The following is a 12,988-nucleotide window of genomic DNA, read 5'->3' as shown; positions in this document are numbered from 1 at the left end:
ACTCAGCCGACGACGGTGTTGTGCTCCCGTCTGGCCTGACTGTGACAGCTGGCCAGCCGGGCCAGCAGATGATCGAGCTGCTCGCCAGCCTGACTCTGCACCAACCCGATGCTGACGGTGACCGGCCGCTGTGACAGCAGGCTGGCATCGGCAATCTCGAGGCGCAGCCGCTCGGCGATCTCCAGCGCACTCATCCGCTCGGTCTGGGAGAGCATCAGGATAAAACCGTCCTCATCCCAGCGGGCAAAGGGATCTTCCCGCCGCAGTTCGTGGCGTACGATACGCGCCAGCTTGGCCAGCATGGCGTCGCAAGCCGCTTCGCCAAACAGTTGCTGGATTTTGGCCATGTGATCGACCGAAAACTGCAGCAGACTGAAAGTGCCACTCTCGGTCGCCAGCCGCTCCTCCAGCAGTTGCTCGAAACGGCCACGGCTCTCCAGACCGGTCAGCGGATCGGTGCCATGTCGCTCCTCCACCAGCACGGCAGCGGGATCGAGGTGACGGACGACCCCCAGCAGATAACCCCGCTCATCGCGACGCATCCGCTCTTCCAGCCGGATGTAGTGACCGTGATGATGCAGAATGCGGTATTCGAGGCGCAGACCGCTGCTGCGGCCGCTCTGGCAGGCGAGCAGGGCATCCTCCAGCCGGGCAACATCGTCGGGATGAACCCGATCCAGCCAGCCGAGATCATCCGGCCAGCACTCTCCCAATCCCAACAGGCGCAGGCAGGAGGGATCACGCTGCAGTCCGTGTTGGGCTGACCAGCTCCAGATCCCCGCCTCCAGCAGCGCCATGGCATCAGACAGCAGACCCGGATCAAGCCGGGCAGTCACATCGACCAAAGGTGTCTTGAGCATTTCCATGGGGCGCCTCGAAACAGGATCTGAATACCTGCTCAATAAGTAACATTGGCGTTCACGCCGAGCAACAGGGTCAGATCGCTTTTCCCTGATACCCGTTCATCAAGGTCTGCCAGTTCTCCGGTACGAAGTGGAAACTGGTATGCAGTTGAGACTCTTTATTGAATGAACGGAGCAAGCGTTCCAGATTGGCCTTCTGCCATTCGCCGGGGGAGCGGATCGCACCCTTGTCAAAATCGATCACCCACACCTTGCCCTCTTTATCGAGCAGCAGGTTGTGGCTGTTGAGATCGGCGTGATAGACCCCGGCATCGTGCAGCTGACGCACTGTCTGACCTATCTTGTGCCACACCTCGGTCGCCACCGGCCCCTGCTTGAGCAACGCCACCATATCCTTGGCACCGCGAATTCGCTCGATCAGGATATCGGCACGATAGAAGGGTCCCTGTTTGACCATGCGGGCACCAAACGGACGCGGCACCGGCAGCCCCAGCTCGCACAGCTTGGCCAGCAGGGTGTATTCGGCCATGGCGCGGCTCGACTCGACCCCTTCGAACCAGAAGCGATCCCGCACCACCTTGCCCACCATGCCGCCGCGATAGTAGTGGCGCAGCACCAGATGGCGGGACTCATCCTTGACGAACCAGGTCACCCCCCGCCCGATGGAGGTTCCCACCACCTGACGGTTGTTCTGCCACCAGGCAGGATCGAATAACTGGGGAGAGGGGTCGCGAAAGGCCCCTTCGGCATACCAGCAGATCTGGTTGTGTTCGGTCTGTACTCGCATCGTGGAGATCCCGCTCGGTGGGTCATGGATCGCAATTTTTCAATTGGCGATGAGGCTGCCGCTCTGGCATGCCCGCAATAGTGGCCTTTAATCAACGACGTGCAGAGACAGGTCATGGCGCTGGGCCCGGCCTATCCTGGCTGACGATTGTGCGCAATTTTACAATCCAGAGGGGAGTTTGCATAATGCCATCCACCCTTTTTGCCAGCCGTGCGCCACAACATGCCGCTATTTCAAACGCCCCCCTCCTCCATCTGCATCCTGCGGCTCTCCGCCATCGGGGATTGCTGCCACGCACTGGCGCTGGTGCGCGTCATCCAGCGGGAGTGGCCACAGACCCGTATCACCTGGATCACCGGCAAAATCGAGGCAACCCTGTTTGCCGATCTGCCCGGCGTCGAGGTGATCCCCTTCGACAAGAGCAAGGGGTGGCGCGGCTATCGCGATCTCTGGCAGACCCTCAAGGGGCGCAAATTCGATGCCCTGCTCCACCTGCAGGCGGCGATGCGGGCCAGCATCGCCACCCTCGGCATCAAGGCCAAGGTCAAACTCGGGTTTGATCGGGAGCGGGCCAACGACGGCCAGTGGCTGTTCACCAACCACAAGGTGCCTTCGCCTGCCTCTCCCCATGTGCTGGACGGTTTCCTCGCTTTCGCCAAAGAGCTCGGCATCAAGGATCTGACCCCGGACTGGCAACTGCCCATCAGCGCCGATCATCAGGCGTGGGCAAGGGAGAAGATTGGCGGCAAACCGACTCTGCTTATCTGCGCAGCCGCCAGCAAGGCATTCAAAAACTGGACGGCCGCAGGCTATGCCGCGCTGGCAGATCACGCCGCCAACAAGGGCTTTCAGGTCTATCTCTGTGGCGGGCCTGCCAAACTGGAGCGGGACCTGGCTGCCGAGATCCAGCGCTTAAGCCAGAGCAAACCGGTCGATCTGGTGGGGCAGACCAACCTCAAGCAACTGCTGGCGCTGATTGGTGAGGCGAGTCTGGTGCTGGCCCCCGATACCGGCCCCACCCATATGGCCACCATAGTGGGCACGCCGGTGATCGGTCTCTATGCCCACCACAATCCGGCCCGCACCGGCCCCTATCTGTGCCGCGACTACGTGGTCAGCGTCTATCAGGAGCTGGTCGAACAGGAGACCGGCAAGCCGCTGGCCGAATTGAGCTGGCGCACCCGTCTCAAAGACCCGGAGGCCATGCGAAAAATCACCAGCGAGCAGGTGATCACCGCCTTCGACCGCCTCTGTGCAGATCGTCAACTGCCGTAATGACAGGGCACCTCGGGAATTCCGAGCCATCAGGCAGGGATAACCTGATAGCCTCTGCCCTCAGCCAAAGGCACAATGCAGGCTGATGTGGGTTACGCTCCCGCAGCAAGCTACGAATACTTTGATCGGCTGGAATATGATTCCGGCCGTTTTTTTATTCGCCGCATTCTGGTAAAATTCGCCGCCTTTACATCCCCCTGACTCAAGAATTTTCCGCGTTTTGCGTTTGGCTGTCTCCCTTTCGGGCACAAGACGGCGGTCTCTGCTACAACCAAAACAGCGGTTTCGATTAAAGGTAATAATATGGCGCAACAAGGCACACTCTATATCATCTCTTCTCCGAGCGGCGCGGGTAAATCCAGTCTGCTCAATGCCTTGCTGACCAACCACAATCAAGCTGGCAAGATGCAGCTATCGGTTTCCCACACCACTCGCGCCACCCGCCCGGGCGAAGAGCACGGCGTACACTACCACTTCGTTCAGGTGGAAGAGTTCAAGGCGCTGATCGAGCGTGGTGATTTTCTGGAATGGGCCGAAGTGTTCGGCAACTACTACGGCACCTCCCGCGCCGCCATCGAAGCCTGTCTGGCCAAAGGGATCGACGTATTCCTCGACATCGACTGGCAGGGTGCCCGCCAGATCCGCGAGCAGATGCCGACCAAATCCATTTTCATCCTGCCCCCCAGCCGCGAAGAGCTGGAACGCCGCCTGATTGGGCGCGGTCAGGACAGCGCCGAAGTGATCGCCGGCCGGATGGCGAAAGCCATTGCCGAAATGGTGCACTACGACGAGTATGACTATGTCATTATCAATGAAGACTTCGAGCAGGCGCTGTTCCAGCTCAGGTCCATTATTGAGTGCCAACGGCTGGAGATGCGTCACCAGCAACAGGCTCAAAAAAACTTGCTGCAACAGCTACTGGCAGAGTAAGCCAAAAACAAGTAAACTTTTGCGTCATTTTTAAACACTGCTTTTCTAAATACAGAAAGCCCAAACACTGGAGTCCTGCATGGCACGCGTTACTGTAGAAGATGCTGTAAAACAGGTAGGTAACCGTTTTGACCTGGTGCTGGTCGCCGCGCGCCGCGCTCGTCAAATCGCGGTACAAGGCAAAGATCCCCTGGTCGACGAAGAGAACGACAAGCCGACTGTGATCGCCCTGCGTGAGATCGAGCTGGGTCTGGTGAACAATCAAGTGATGGACACCCAGGACCGCTACGAACAGCAAGAGCAGGAAGCCGCCGAGCTGGCTGCCGTTGCTGCCATCGCCGAAGGCCGCGGTTAAGTTATTCCTCCGGTTGGCACCCGCCCGGGTGCCGACTGTTCATCCCCATTTACAACCGCTCGAAAACCTCGCAAACTCAGGGCTATACCCTCAATTCCACGAATTGCCGTTTCACCGCTGCGGGGACTGTCTTGTATTTATTTGAAAACCTTAAAGAAATAGCCAGTTCCTACCTGCCGCCAGAGCAGGTTGAGAAGCTCAAGCAAGCCTATGTGGTGGCCCGTGATGCCCACCAGGGTCAGATGCGTTCCAGTGGCGAACCCTATATCACCCACCCTGTTGCCGTTGCCCGAATCTTGGGTGACATGCGCCTCGATCATGAAACCCTGATGGCCGCCGTACTGCACGACGTCATCGAAGACACCTCGGTCACCAAGGCCGATCTGGCCGAACAGTTTGGCAATGCGGTTGCAGAACTGGTGGCCGGGGTCTCCAAGCTCGACAAGCTGAAATTTCGCGATCGCAAAGAGGCGCAGGCCGAGAACTTCCGCAAGATGGTGATGGCAATGACCCAGGATATCCGGGTCATTCTGATCAAGCTGGCCGACCGCACCCACAACATGCGCACCCTGGGCTCCCTGCGCCCTGACAAACGCCGCCGCATCGCCCGGGAAACCCTCGAAATCTTCGCTCCCATCGCCAACCGCCTCGGTATTCACACCATGAAGAACGAGCTGGAAGAGCTGGGTTTCGAGGCGCTCTATCCCATGCGATCCCGCGTGTTGCGCGAATCGGTGCGCCGCGCCCGTGGCAATCGCCGCGAGATCATCGACTCCATCCAGAGCGAAATCAGCGGTCGTCTGAAAGAGGCGGGGATCGAGCATCAGGTCAGTGGCCGCGAGAAGAATCTCTTCTCCATCTACAACAAGATGGAGAAAAAAGAGCTGCAATTTCATGAGGTAATGGATATCTACGCCTTTCGGGTAAAGGTGAAGGACATAGATACCTGTTACCGGGTGCTGGGGCAGATGCACAGCCTCTACAAACCGCGCCCCGGCCGCTTCAAGGATTACATCGCCATCCCCAAGACCAACGGCTACCAGTCGCTGCACACCTCTCTGGTGGGGCCGCACGGGGTACCGGTCGAGGTGCAAATTCGCACCGAGTTCATGGATCAGATGGCCGACAAAGGGGTTGCCGCCCACTGGGCCTACAAGCAGGATGGCGACAGCTCGGGCACCACTGCCCAGATCCGCGCCCAGCGCTGGATGCAGAGCCTGCTGGAATTGCAGCAGAGCGCCGGCAGCTCGTTTGAATTTATCGAAGGGGTCAAAACCGACCTCTTCCCCGACGAGATCTACGTGTTCACGCCGGAAGGACGAATCATGGAGCTGCCCGCTGGCGCCACGCCGGTGGACTTTGCCTATACGGTGCACACCGACATCGGCCACGCCTGCGTCGGTTCGCGGGTCGACCGCCACCCCTACCCGCTCAGCAGCCCGCTGCACTCGGGCCAGACGGTGGAGATCATCACGGCGCCGGGGGCTCGCCCCAATGCAGCCTGGCTCAACTTCGTGGTGACCACCAAGGCTCGCTCCAAGATCCGCCAGTTCCTCAAGAACCTGCGCACCGAAGAGTCGGTGGTGCTGGGTCGCCGCCTGCTCAACCATGCACTAGGCGCCAAGAATATCGAAGATATTCCCGAGCCACGCATCAAGCAGGTGCTGGCCGATACCAAGCACGAAAATCTACAGGGGCTGCTGGCCGATGTGGGCCTCGGCAACGCCATGAGCGTCATGGTGGCGCGCCGCATGCTGGGGGATGAACTGCCGCCGGAAGAGCAGCCCAAAACCAGCAGCAAGAAGATGCCGATCAAGGGTGCCGACGGCATGCTGGTCACCTTCGCCAACTGCTGCCGTCCGATCCCGGGGGATGCCATTATCGCCCACATCAGCCCGGGCAAGGGTCTGGTGATCCACCAGGAAGCCTGCCGCAACATCAAGGGCTACAGCAAGGAGCCGGACAAGTACCTGCCGGTGCAGTGGGAAGTGGACAAGGAGCAGGAACAGGAGTTCCGCACCGGTATCAGCATCGAAATCGTCAACCATCAGGGTGCGCTGGCCGAGCTGGCCAACGTGATTGCCGCCACCGGCGCCAACATTCACGCCATCAGCACCGAAGAGAAGGATGGCCGGGTCTATCAGGTCAGCCTGCTCATCACCACCAAGAGCCGCATCCACCTGGCCAACATCATGCGCAAGATCCGCGTGATGCCCAACGTGCTCAAGGTGAGCCGACAGAAGAACTGAACACAGGCGGCGCAAGCCGCCTGCTGCTTTTATTGAGACAAGCCATGACCCCCGAACGCTTCAAGCGCATCACCGACATGCTGGCCCAGCGTCAGCTCGATTTGACCGTCTGTATGGAAGAGGTACACAAACCTCACAATCTGGCCGCCATCGTGCGTACCGCCGATGCCATCGGCATCCACCGGGTACACGCCGTCTGGCCCAAAACCTGGATCCACAAGCGCAAGGGCACCGCCCGCGGCAGCCAGAACTGGGTGGATGTAAAACTGCACCCGGATATCGGCACAGCCGTTGCCGAGCTGAAAGCCTCCGGCATGCAGATCCTGGCGACCCATCTCTCTGAAAGCTCGGTCGATTTTCGCGCCATCGACTACACCAAACCGACTGCCATTCTGGTGGGTCAGGAAAAGCACGGCATCGGTGAAGAGGCGCTGGCCCTGGCCGATCACCATATCGTCATCCCCATGGTCGGCATGGTGCAGTCCCTCAACGTCTCGGTGGCTGCCGCCGCCATCCTCTACGAGGCGCAGCGCCAGCGCGAGCTGGCCGGTTGCTATCAACGCGGCTGCCCGCTCACGCTGGAGGAGCAAAACAGCATCCTGTTCGAGGGGGGTTATCCTATCTATGCCCAGCTCTGCAAAGAGAAAGAGATGCCCTACCCCCAGCTCGGCCCGGCCGGTGAAATTCTGGCGGACGAAGAGTGGTGGCAACGGATGCAGCTGACCCGCAAAGGGTGGGCGCAGCAGAGCGAGCAGGACGATCCGCAGGAGGAGTGATGGAGAACCCTTTTGGCAGCTGGCTGGAATCGCAAATCATCCGGGATCACCTGACCAACCCGAACATAGAGGCCGGCGACTACAGCTACTACTCCGGCTACTATCACGGCAAGCCGTTCGAGGATCACTGCGTCCGTTACCTGCTCGGCGATGGCTCGACCCGCGACACCTGGGAGAGCGGCCTCTGGGGCGAGGTGGATCAGCTGATCATCGGCAAGTTCTGCTCCATCGGCTCGGGCGCCACCTTCATGCTGGCGGGCAATCAGGGCCACCGGCTGGATTGGGTTTCCACCTTCCCGTTCAATCCCGACACCTTTGGCGAAGGGGCCCGCAGCGGCTTTCTGCGCAAGGGAGACACCCGGATTGGCAACGATGTCTGGATCGGCTCGGAAGCGATGATCATGCCCGGCATCACCATAGGTGATGGTGCGGTCATCGCCACCCGCGCCGTGGTGACCAAGGATGTGGCCCCTTACACCATAGTCGGCGGCAACCCGGCCCAGCCGATCCGCCGCCGTTTCAGCGATGAGCAGATCCTCATGCTGCAAGAGATGCAGTGGTGGGACTGGCCCCTGCCCCGCTTGCAAGCCAGCATGGCGCTACTCTGCTCGGGGGATATCGCCGCCCTTTATCACCATTGGCAACAGGAGTGTGCCTGATGAAACCCCTCTCTCTTTCCCTGTTGGCCCTGACCCTGTTTTCTGCCGGAGCCCTTGCCGTGACCAATACCTATCAGCTCACCAGCGAAGCCGATGTACCCAGCCTCTACCAGCAAACCCTGCCCGACTTCTGGCGCCAGCATGCGGTGGAAGGAGAGTTTAAGGGCAAGGATGGCGTAACCATCCGCTATGCCGCGCTACGGCAAGCCAAGGTCGATCGCGCCATCCTGATCGTCAATGGCAGGGTCGAGAGCTACCTCAAGTATCAGGAGCTGGCGTGGGATCTCTGGCGTCAGGGCTACAGCCTCTATCTCATCGACCATCGTGGTCAGGGGATGTCCGACCGGATGCTGAATGACCCGCAGAAGGGATATGTCGACCAGTTCGACGATTATGTGGTCGATCTCAAGCAGTTTCACGACCAGATAATCATGGCGGACCAGCCTGCAAAGCTGTTCCTGCTGGCCCACTCCATGGGCGGCGCCATCTCGGCCCGCTATCTGGAACGCTGGCCCGATGATATCAAGGCGGCCGTGCTCTCCTCCCCCATGCTGGGCATCAATCTCGGCGGTCTGCCCAAGTGGCTGGCCAAGGGATTGGCGAGCACCATAGGCACGGTCGGCGGTTGGATTGGTGAGCCTCCCTACGGCCCCGGTCAGGGAGCCTATCAGGATCACGGCTTTGCCGATAACGAGCTGACTCACAGCCAGCCCCGCTATCAAGCCTTCCGCCAACTCTACGAACAGCACCCGCAGATCAAGCTGGGTGGCGCGACCGCCCACTGGATTTATCAGGGGATCACTGGTGCCGATGCCGCCATCGCCGATGCGGGCGCCATCAAAACCCCGCTGCTGGTGCTGCAAGCTGGCAGCGACAGCGTGGTGGACAATGCCGCACAGGATCGCTTCTGCACCATTGCCAAGTGCGAAGGGGGCAAACCACTGCGCATCGAGGGTGCCTGGCACGAGCTGTTTATCGAATCCGATGACAAGCGCCAACCCGCCCTGACCGCGATGGTCGACTTTTTCGCCCGCTTCTGAGCCGGCTATTTTTTGTAACCCTAAATAAATGGGGTGACAATGCGGGCTAAGGTAAACTGCCCCTGTTTTCAATCGATGCCGAGGTAATGATGTTCAAGGTAGTTGTATCCGATCTCGATGGCACTCTGCTCAACAAGCAGCACCAGATCTCTCCCCGTACCCGGGATACCCTGCACCGCCTGGTAGAACAAGGTGTGAAATTCGTGGTCGCCACCGGCCGTCATCACGTTGACGTACGCAGCTTCCGCGATGCGCTGGGGATGGACATCTACCTCATTACTTCCAATGGCGCCGTGGTCCATGACAAACAGGATCAGCTGATTTTCAACCAGCCGCTGCCGACCGAGATTGCCGCCGAGCTGATTGCACTGGAGCGAGATCCCTCTATCCACCTCAATGTCTATCAGGGTGATGACTGGGTGGTGGAAGAAGAGCTGCCCTGGCTGCTGCAGTTCCACGACGAGTCAGGGTTCACCTACCGCCTGGTCGATGACCTGAAACAGGAACCGAAAGAGCAGATCAACAAGGTGTTCTACATCGGCGACCACGAAAAGCTGCTGAAGATCGAGGCACACCTCAACCAGCGCTATGGCGATCAGCTCAACGTCACCTTCTCATTGCCGGACTGCCTCGAAGTGATGCACGCCGGGGTGCACAAGGGCAATGCTGTGCGAGCCGTGCTGGAGCAGAACGGTTTCGATATGTTGGAGGCGATCGCCTTCGGCGATGGCATGAACGACTTCGAGATGTTGACCATGGTGGGACGCGGCATCGTGATGGGCAACGCCCATGACCGCCTGAAAATGGCGCTGCCGGAGTATGAGCAGACCCTCACCTCTGACGAAGATGGCGTCGCCGTCTATCTGGAGAAGCTGTTCGAGCTGGAGAGCGTCAGCGCAGCCTGATCCTCTTCAGCCCGCTATCCGATTCAGCAAAGCCTCACCATGTGAGGCTTTGTTTTTTCAGAGTCTCCAGCCAGGGATTGGGCCGCTGCCAGCTGAAGCTCTGGTTCGCCCCGCCGTAGCATTCAGCCAACCGCAGAGGCGTGCCGGGAGTATGGCGTCGCCCGGCCACATCGAGGCAGCGGGAGACCTTGCTGTTGAAAAGCCTGTCTTTCTGCCACTCCCACTGCGCCTGACCGTCACAGGGTGCCAGCATCACTTCGCTGTCGTTTTTGGCTTGCAAACAGAGATCCTGCAGGCGCAACTCACCCAGATCCCACTCGAACAATTGATCGTCTTTTCCGCTGCAAGGTTGTGCCAACACCTTCTGTTGGGACACCGCAACGCAAAAATCACCGCTGGTCAGCAAGGGGGAGAGAGAACGCTCCTCCTGCGGTTGTGATGCAATGGAGCCCATCATCACATCGGTGGATGGCGGCTTGATGGTACACCCCCCCAGCAGCAAGGCAGCCAGCATGGCGGGGGAGCAAGCAAAGGAAATTTTGTTATTCATGGAAAAATGCCTGAAATGGGCCGATGACATCCGGTTGTCAGTGACTCGAGGCTGAAGCATAACCGAAAGGCGGGGCGCGCTGCCAAATAGAGTGTAAACAGACGTAACAGGGAGAGAGTACTGGCCCAGCGGAGGCCAGAAAGCAAAAAACCCCGCCGAAGCGAGGTTTTTCTAAATGTGGTCGGTGATAAAGGATTCGAACCTTTGACCCTCTGGTCCCAAACCAGATGCGCTACCGGGCTGCGCTAATCACCGAGGCTATTTCTTTCAAAATAGTTTACTTCAAAAAACAAAGACGACCTTATGGTCATCCTCGTCATACAGCAAGTATGGTGCGAAGAGAGGGACTCGAACCCTCACACCCGGGGGGCACTAACACCTGAAGCTAGCGCGTCTACCAATTCCGCCACCTTCGCGTACCTGACAAGCTGTAAAATGGGGTGGCTGATGGGGCTCGAACCCACGACAACCGGAATCACAATCCGGGACTCTACCAACTGAGCTACAGCCACCACAGCTGTTTTTGTTCCACAACAACGCCCGTTTAACCGACGCACTTTTGATGGTGCGCCCGACAGGATTCGAACCTGTGACCTCTGCCTCCGGAGGGCAGCGCTCTATCCAGCTGAGCTACGGGCGCTACGCTGTCGAACGGGGCGCATTATTAATGATGGTTTCTGGTTTGTCTACACTTTTCTGTCACCGAAGGACTGTTCGTTGTTTTTTCAGGCAATCTGTGTGTTTTTCTTCCACATTCCTGCCTGTAGCCTGACAAAAGGCATACATCCCCGCATCAGTTCATCTTGCCGTCTTGACTTGATGTTGTGCCCATCTAGAATGAATGAACGTTCATTCAATCGAAAGTCACACTGATGATTCTGGATAAAAAAGAGAGCATCTTCAACGCGGCCCATGAGGTGCTGGGTGAACGGGGTTTTCATGGTCTGTCGATTGCAGAAGTCGCCAAGAAGGCCAATGTTGCCACCGGCACCATCTATCGCTACTTCGGTGACAAGGATGATCTGATCCGGCAACTGCATCAGCACACTATCTTGCAGTGTGTCCCCATGGTCATGGCAGATGTAGCGATCGATAAAGTTTCATTTCAACAATTTCGCCAATTATGGCTCAATATTCATGCCATTTTTGTTAACGAACCCAACGCTATCCGGTGCAAATTGCAGTACGAGAGCTCTCCGCTAGGGGCAGAATTGGAGACCAATCCTGTCATTCTGGCTGCCTGGGAGCCTCTGGACCGATTTTTTGAACAGGGCGTTGAACAAGGATTGTTTATTGATTTACCGATACGGGCACTCCAGGTGTTGAGTCTGGACAGTGTCATGCATCTGGCCCTGCAGTGCAGGGTGCACAACATCACGCTGACCGAATCGCAGTTGGAAACCGCGATCCAGGCCAGCTGGAATGCCATTTTATCCCCTAATCTTTCCACCTCAGGAGCCTGTTCATGAAAAAGTGGATGGCCATTATGTTGCTGATAGCGATCGCCTTGTTTGGCAGCGTCATCGGCTTCAATTTGTTCAAACAGAAGATGATTGCCCAATACATGGCCAACCGGCCGGAACCCGAGTTCCCCGTCACCGCCATGGTGACCAAGGCGCAGGATTGGGTACCGACCATCGAAGCGATCGGCTTCATCGAGCCGAATCAGGGGGTGACCCTCTCCACCGAACTGGCTGGCACCATTGATGCCATCACCTTTGAGTCGGGCAAACCGGTCAAGGCTGACCAACTGCTGCTGAGCCTGGACTCCACCGTGGAGAAGGCCAATCTGCGCGCCTCCCAGGCCAAGCTGCCAGCGGCAAAAGCCAAATTCGAACGCTTCCAGAACCTCTACAAGACCAGCTCCATCTCCAAAGAGCAGCTGGATGAAGCCGAAGCGGCCTATCGCTCGCTGGAAGCGGATATCGAGAGTCTGAAGGCGACCATTGCCCGTCGTGAAGTGCGCGCGCCCTTTAGCGGCGTGGTCGGCCTGCGCAATGTGTTCCTTGGCCAGTATCTGCAACCAGGCACAGATATCGTGCGCTTGGAAGATACCAGCGTGATGCGTCTGCGCTTCACCGTGCCCCAGACCGATATCTCCAAAATCAAGCTGGGCCAGACCATCAAGATCAATGTGGATGCCTATCCGCAAACCCAGTTTGACGGCCATATCACCGCCATCGAGCCTGCGGTCAACTTCCAGAGCGGCCTGATCCAGGTACAGGCAGACATTCCGAACAACGACGGTCAGCTCCGTTCCGGTATGTTCGCCCGCGCCAGCATCATTCTGCCGACGGTGAAAGATCAGATCGTGATCCCGCAGACCGCTATCTCCTTCACCCTTTACGGTCAGAACGTCTATGTGCTCAAAGAGGGCGAAGAGACCGACAAAGAGGGTAACAAGGTGAAAGTGCTGCGAGCCAAGCAGGTTGTGGTCAAGGCGGGTGAGCGCCGTGGCAACGATGTGCATGTGCTCTCCGGCATCCAGGCCGGTGACCAGATCGTACTGTCGGGTCAGGTTCGCCTGAGCAACGACACCAAGGTGCATGTGGTCGAGAACGATGCCCTGGCCGTTCCGGCACAAACCCCGATGCTGTAA

General features: G+C 58.5%; 13 protein-coding genes and 4 tRNA genes. 10 read left to right on the top strand and 7 right to left on the bottom strand.

From position 1 onward, the window contains the following. Positions 1-2 precede the first annotated feature (2 nt). Both G5533_RS16535 and G5533_RS16530 read right to left on the bottom strand, forming a co-directional pair. On the bottom strand, positions 3-866 hold the full coding sequence (locus G5533_RS16535; protein ID WP_040069586.1) for a GGDEF domain-containing protein: 864 nt from the start codon (positions 864-866) through the stop codon (positions 3-5). 70 nt (positions 867-936) lie between these two features. Then, positions 937-1,650 carry a 3-deoxy-D-manno-octulosonic acid kinase gene (locus G5533_RS16530; protein WP_005357122.1) on the bottom strand — a complete coding sequence of 238 codons (714 nt, stop codon included), beginning with the start codon at positions 1,648-1,650 and terminating at the stop codon, positions 937-939. A gap of 222 nt (positions 1,651-1,872) precedes the next feature. Here G5533_RS16530 and G5533_RS16525 point away from each other — a divergent pair, with 222 nt between their 5' ends. The 8 genes from G5533_RS16525 (at position 1,873) to G5533_RS16490 (ending at position 9,839) form a co-directional block, all read left to right on the top strand. Then, complete coding sequence (locus G5533_RS16525; protein ID WP_266135178.1) at positions 1,873-2,925, top strand: glycosyltransferase family 9 protein; 1,053 nt, start codon at positions 1,873-1,875, stop codon at positions 2,923-2,925. 303 nt (positions 2,926-3,228) lie between these two features. Continuing rightward, positions 3,229-3,855 carry a guanylate kinase gene (gmk, locus tag G5533_RS16520; RefSeq protein WP_005339253.1) on the top strand — a complete coding sequence of 209 codons (627 nt, stop codon included), beginning with the start codon at positions 3,229-3,231 and terminating at the stop codon, positions 3,853-3,855. A gap of 79 nt (positions 3,856-3,934) precedes the next feature. Continuing rightward, positions 3,935-4,210, top strand: a complete 276-nt coding sequence (rpoZ, locus tag G5533_RS16515) for a DNA-directed RNA polymerase subunit omega (RefSeq protein WP_005307060.1) — start codon at positions 3,935-3,937, stop codon at positions 4,208-4,210. Between the two features lie 131 nt (positions 4,211-4,341). Then, positions 4,342-6,459, top strand: a complete 2,118-nt coding sequence (gene spoT, locus G5533_RS16510) for a bifunctional GTP diphosphokinase/guanosine-3',5'-bis pyrophosphate 3'-pyrophosphohydrolase (RefSeq protein WP_005339255.1) — start codon at positions 4,342-4,344, stop codon at positions 6,457-6,459. A gap of 44 nt (positions 6,460-6,503) precedes the next feature. Continuing rightward, entirely contained in the window at positions 6,504-7,235 is a 732-nt protein-coding gene (gene trmH, locus G5533_RS16505; protein WP_421206760.1) for a tRNA (guanosine(18)-2'-O)-methyltransferase TrmH, read from the top strand. Continuing rightward, on the top strand, positions 7,235-7,894 hold the full coding sequence (locus tag G5533_RS16500) for a CatB-related O-acetyltransferase (protein ID WP_421255565.1): 660 nt from the start codon (positions 7,235-7,237) through the stop codon (positions 7,892-7,894). The genes trmH and G5533_RS16500 overlap by 1 nt, the downstream gene beginning before the upstream one ends. Further along, positions 7,894-8,934 (top strand): alpha/beta fold hydrolase, encoded by a 1,041-nt coding sequence (locus G5533_RS16495; RefSeq protein ID WP_421255566.1) that lies wholly within the window; start codon positions 7,894-7,896, stop codon positions 8,932-8,934. Before G5533_RS16500 ends, G5533_RS16495 begins: the two co-directional genes overlap by 1 nt. Positions 8,935-9,023: 89 nt before the next feature. Continuing rightward, complete coding sequence (locus G5533_RS16490) at positions 9,024-9,839, top strand: Cof-type HAD-IIB family hydrolase (RefSeq protein ID WP_421255567.1); 816 nt, start codon at positions 9,024-9,026, stop codon at positions 9,837-9,839. Between the two features lie 34 nt (positions 9,840-9,873). Here the strand turns inward: G5533_RS16490 and G5533_RS16485 are convergent, their stop codons facing one another. From G5533_RS16485 to G5533_RS16465, 5 genes are all read right to left on the bottom strand, one after another. Further along, entirely contained in the window at positions 9,874-10,389 is a 516-nt protein-coding gene (locus G5533_RS16485) for a ricin-type beta-trefoil lectin domain protein (RefSeq protein ID WP_115522699.1), read from the bottom strand. 178 nt (positions 10,390-10,567) lie between these two features. Continuing rightward, positions 10,568-10,644, bottom strand: a tRNA-Pro gene (locus tag G5533_RS16480). A 75-nt stretch (positions 10,645-10,719) separates the two neighbouring features. Next, positions 10,720-10,805, bottom strand: a tRNA-Leu gene (locus G5533_RS16475). A gap of 20 nt (positions 10,806-10,825) precedes the next feature. Then, a tRNA-His gene (locus G5533_RS16470) sits at positions 10,826-10,901 on the bottom strand. Positions 10,902-10,952: 51 nt separating this feature from the next. After that, positions 10,953-11,029: transfer RNA gene (locus tag G5533_RS16465), tRNA-Arg, on the bottom strand. A 232-nt stretch (positions 11,030-11,261) separates the two neighbouring features. Here G5533_RS16465 and G5533_RS16460 point away from each other — a divergent pair. Together G5533_RS16460 and G5533_RS16455 are read left to right on the top strand one after the other, a co-directional pair. Further along, the gene (locus G5533_RS16460) at positions 11,262-11,858 is read left to right on the top strand and encodes a TetR/AcrR family transcriptional regulator (protein WP_421231413.1); all 597 of its coding nucleotides are present in this window, start codon (positions 11,262-11,264) and stop codon (positions 11,856-11,858) included. Further along, the gene (locus G5533_RS16455; RefSeq protein WP_216952544.1) at positions 11,855-12,988 is read left to right on the top strand and encodes an efflux RND transporter periplasmic adaptor subunit; all 1,134 of its coding nucleotides are present in this window, start codon (positions 11,855-11,857) and stop codon (positions 12,986-12,988) included. Before G5533_RS16460 ends, G5533_RS16455 begins: the two co-directional genes overlap by 4 nt.

The organism is Aeromonas sp. A600620 (assembly GCF_029479985.1).
GTDB lineage: Bacteria > Pseudomonadota > Gammaproteobacteria > Enterobacterales > Aeromonadaceae > Aeromonas > Aeromonas veronii_A.
Note: the sequence above shows the minus strand (reverse complement) of the source record. Positions and strands in the feature narration are given on the sequence as shown.

What these genes read in the sequence shown, in the direction of transcription:
- G5533_RS16530 (WP_005357122.1), bottom strand. Translation starts at nt 1,650, where the DNA reads ATGCGAGTACAGACCGAACACAACCAGATCTGCTGGTATGCCGAAGGG.
- gmk (WP_005339253.1), top strand. Translation starts at nt 3,229, where the DNA reads ATGGCGCAACAAGGCACACTCTATATCATCTCTTCTCCGAGCGGCGCG.
- G5533_RS16525 (WP_266135178.1), top strand. Translation starts at nt 1,873, where the DNA reads ATGCCGCTATTTCAAACGCCCCCCTCCTCCATCTGCATCCTGCGGCTC.
- rpoZ (WP_005307060.1), top strand. Translation starts at nt 3,935, where the DNA reads ATGGCACGCGTTACTGTAGAAGATGCTGTAAAACAGGTAGGTAACCGT.
- G5533_RS16460 (WP_421231413.1), top strand. Translation starts at nt 11,262, where the DNA reads ATGATTCTGGATAAAAAAGAGAGCATCTTCAACGCGGCCCATGAGGTG.
- G5533_RS16500 (WP_421255565.1), top strand. Translation starts at nt 7,235, where the DNA reads ATGGAGAACCCTTTTGGCAGCTGGCTGGAATCGCAAATCATCCGGGAT.
- G5533_RS16455 (WP_216952544.1), top strand. Translation starts at nt 11,855, where the DNA reads ATGAAAAAGTGGATGGCCATTATGTTGCTGATAGCGATCGCCTTGTTT.
- G5533_RS16495 (WP_421255566.1), top strand. Translation starts at nt 7,894, where the DNA reads ATGAAACCCCTCTCTCTTTCCCTGTTGGCCCTGACCCTGTTTTCTGCC.
- G5533_RS16485 (WP_115522699.1), bottom strand. Translation starts at nt 10,389, where the DNA reads ATGAATAACAAAATTTCCTTTGCTTGCTCCCCCGCCATGCTGGCTGCC.
- G5533_RS16490 (WP_421255567.1), top strand. Translation starts at nt 9,024, where the DNA reads ATGTTCAAGGTAGTTGTATCCGATCTCGATGGCACTCTGCTCAACAAG.
- trmH (WP_421206760.1), top strand. Translation starts at nt 6,504, where the DNA reads ATGACCCCCGAACGCTTCAAGCGCATCACCGACATGCTGGCCCAGCGT.
- G5533_RS16535 (WP_040069586.1), bottom strand. Translation starts at nt 866, where the DNA reads ATGGAAATGCTCAAGACACCTTTGGTCGATGTGACTGCCCGGCTTGAT.